Genomic DNA, 2,167 nt, shown 5'->3' with positions numbered 1-2,167 from the left:
GAGGCGCTCGAACGCCGCCGCGGCGGCGAGGACGCGGGCGTCCTCGTGGCGCCGCCCGACGATCTGCAGGCCGGTCGGGGCGCCGCCCGCCCATCCGGCGGGCACCGACACCGCCGGATGCCCCGACAGGTTGAACGGGAACGTGACGGCCAGCGCGCCCCAGTGGTCCACGGGACGCCCGGCGATCTCGGTGGGCATCGGCCCCTCCGCCGGGAACGCCGGGGCCTGCGTCGCCGGGGTCAGCAGCAGGTCGAACCGGCCGAACGCCTCGGCGAGCGTCTCGACCAGCCGCGCGCGGGCCTCGTGCGCGTCCACCAGGGCGTCCGCGTCCAGGGCGCGGGCCGTGTCGCCGTAGCGGCGCACGGTCGGGTGGACGGACCCGAGCCGGTCGTCCGGCGCGTTCCGCAGCTCGGCGTGGACGTCCGGGACCGACAGCGTGCGGAACGCGGCCCCGCAGGACTCCAGCCGGAGCCCGGCGGGCACCTCCCGCGCGCCGGTGCCGGCGATGAACGCCTTCGCCGCGTCCTCGACGACCGCCGCGACCTCCGGGTCGCACGGCGCGCAGCCGAGGTCGGGCGACCACGCCACCCGCAGCCCCCGCAGGTCCTCGCGGTCCAGCGCCGTCTCGAACGGGACGGGCGGGGCGGGCAGCGACGCGCGGTCGTACTCGTCCGCCCCGCAGACGCAGTCGAGGAAGCGGGCGGTGTCGCGGACGGTGCGGGTGAGGACGCCGTAGTGGTCGTTCTCGGCGGTGCCGCGGTGCCGGGGCCCGCGCGGGACGCGCCCGTACGTCCCCTTGAACCCGACGAGCCCGCAGTAGGAGGCCGGGATGCGCAGCGAGCCCGCCCCGTCCGTGCCGGTCCCGAGCGGCACCATGCCGGACGCGACCGCCGCGGCCGACCCGCCGCTGGACCCGCCCGGCGTCAGCTCCGGCGCGTGCGGGTTGCGGGTGACGCCGTGCAGGACGGACGCGGTGAACGACGCCCGCCCGAACTCCGGCGACGCGGTGAGCCCCACCGGGACCGCTCCCGCCGCGACCGCCCGCGCGACGATCGTCGAGGTGCGGTCCGCGACGCGGTCCGCGTGCAGGACGCTGCCCATCGCGTACGGCCATCCGGCGACGGCGTGCAGCTCCTTCACCGCGAGCGGGACGCCCGCGAGCGGCCCGGGGTCCTCGCCGCGCGCCACCATCGCGTCGATCGCGGCGGCGCGGGCGGCCGCGCCGTCCGCGTCCACGTGGACGAACGCGCCGAGGTCCCCGTCCAGCCGGGCGATCCGGTCCAGCGCCGCCGCGACCGCCTCGCGCGCCGCGAGCGCGCCCGTCCGGACCAGTTCCGCGGTCTCCACCGCGTCGGTCCACGGTGCGTCCCGCGCCGCGCTCACAGCGCCACCGCCGCGACCGCCGTGGCCACGACCAGGCCCGTCACCACCGGCACGAACAGCCGTCTGGCCAGGTCGATGACCGGCACGCCGGTGAGGCCCGCGACGACGATCAGCGACGACCAGATGACGAGCGTCCCGCCGCCGGTCCAGCTCGCGCCGTTCTGCGCGATCGCGGCGAGCGTGGCGGGGTCGGCGCCCGCCGCGTGCCCGAGCTCCCCGGCGAGCGAGCCGGTGAACGGCAGCCCCGGCCAGCCGTTGCCGTCCAGCCCGATCACCATGCCGACCAGCAGCATCGCGAACGAGGCGAACACCGGCACGTGCGGGATGTGGTCCTGGACGCGCCCGATCGCGTCCAGCAGCAGCGCGGGGCCCTTCGCGCCGTCCGGCATCCCGAGGATCTCGCCGGAGTAGTCCGACAGGCCCACGTAGACGAACCCGGCGATCGGGATGACGACCCCCATGGTCCGGAACGCGAACCCGATGCCGTCGGTGAAGTGGTCGGCGCAGCTCTGTAGCCAGTTCCGGCGGTCCGCGACGACCGCGACGGCGACCAGCGCGAGCGCCGCCGTCCCGCCGACGAGCGGCGCGCCCTGCCCGTCGTCGATGTCGGGGACGAGGGAGGTGAACCGGCCGAGGAGCATGACGGCGAGCAGCACGGCGAACGCCAGCGGCACCGCCACCGCCACGATCCGGGCCCGCGCGCCGGGCCTCGCGGGCTCCCCGTCCGGGCCGTCGGCGGGGCCTGCCGCGGTCAGGGTCGCGGTCGCGCCGGCGGCGTCGCTCC

Annotated in this window: 2 protein-coding genes; both read right to left on the bottom strand. The window is 77.7% G+C overall.

Features of this window, described 5'->3' with window-relative positions; translation table 11 throughout:
- Positions 1-1,383: amidase (locus tag ABZ914_RS50485; RefSeq protein ID WP_500201694.1), on the bottom strand; the 1,383-nt coding region annotated here is incomplete at its 3' end.
- A partial coding sequence (locus ABZ914_RS50480) for a hypothetical protein (RefSeq protein WP_500201693.1) occupies positions 1,380-2,167 on the bottom strand: 788 nt, incomplete at its 5' end. The genes ABZ914_RS50485 and ABZ914_RS50480, both read right to left, overlap by 4 nt.

The organism is Spirillospora sp. NPDC046719 (assembly GCF_040645715.1).
Classification (GTDB): Bacteria; Actinomycetota; Actinomycetes; order Streptosporangiales; family Streptosporangiaceae; genus Spirillospora.
This window is presented reverse-complemented; position numbering and strand designations above follow the sequence as displayed.